The following is a 1059-nucleotide window of genomic DNA, read 5'->3' as shown; positions in this document are numbered from 1 at the left end:
CTAATTGACCAGTAGCTCACACACATACTATAAATTATAATTACAAGAAAAAATCTGGCTAAAGGATTTAATTTTATTTTTCCCCTTTGTAAAAAAAACGTCCCTGCCACAATAAAGCTGCCTACATAACCAGCACCTTGACTTATTGTGCCAACGGAGAGGATTAAAACCAACAAAAAAACAACTAACTTCATGCATCATTCCCTCTAAAAATATAGAACACTTAACATATATAAATAATGTAATTATTATAGAAGAACCACGTCGATTTGATCACGTACTAGGATAAAAGCCCCACATCCTTCTCAAAGTAAGGCAGAACACGAATACCGATAGCCAATCAGGATCAACACAAATATAGTTGCTAGTCTGAAACCTAGGCAGTCCAAAGGCAGTCCGTCAAATAACATAGCAGTAAACCGATGGATAATCAGGTAAAAAAATTTGGTATAAGAACCAGTAATTCCAGGTATTAACGATTAGCGAAGCCATATTGCTAAATATACTATCACTCAGCCTTCCGCTACTTGTCGCGTGCCTGACGCAATTTAGCCCCGAAAAAATCAGCGTTTCTATGCTCAATGGTAGGGGTATTCAAGTGAGGCATAATCGCTCTATACGCTCATCTGAACCGATAAGTATATAACGGAATGCCTTTGAAAAGCCTGCGGTTACATAGTACTACGTCTATCATCACCACCATCACTTGGCTGAGAACTAAATAAACTTAGAAAGATAAACCTTACCGCCTGGATATTGAGCACCACTCCACCGAGATAGAAAACCACTCGCAGTCTCGGAGACTGAAAAGACAATGCAGTATATACAGGCTAGTGATGCAATTGTTTGTCTGCCGCCCCCAAGTTGTCATGCTTACGACTCAAAGCATGACCATAATCCGGCTCTATAACCCATACCCGGGCACCATGAACACTTTTACATCGCTGATGCCATAAAACATTTAAAAGCAAGCTCAACCAAAATTTTACTATATACATTTTCTCTAAAATGTTAAATCAAACAGCCAAGCACTCCCTCTTTATCCACGCTGCTTGGCTC

Annotated in this window: 1 protein-coding gene; it reads right to left on the bottom strand. The window is 39.4% G+C overall.

The features are described from left to right. A partial coding sequence (locus tag OP496_RS17935; RefSeq protein ID WP_280565298.1) for a hypothetical protein occupies positions 1–194 on the bottom strand: 194 nt, incomplete at its 3' end. Positions 195–1059 lie beyond the last annotated feature (865 nt).

Source organism: Chromohalobacter sp. 48-RD10, assembly GCF_029889785.1.
GTDB lineage: Bacteria > Pseudomonadota > Gammaproteobacteria > Pseudomonadales > Halomonadaceae > Chromohalobacter.
The sequence above is the reverse complement of the archived record's forward strand: the minus strand, read 5'-3'. Positions and strand labels throughout refer to the sequence as shown.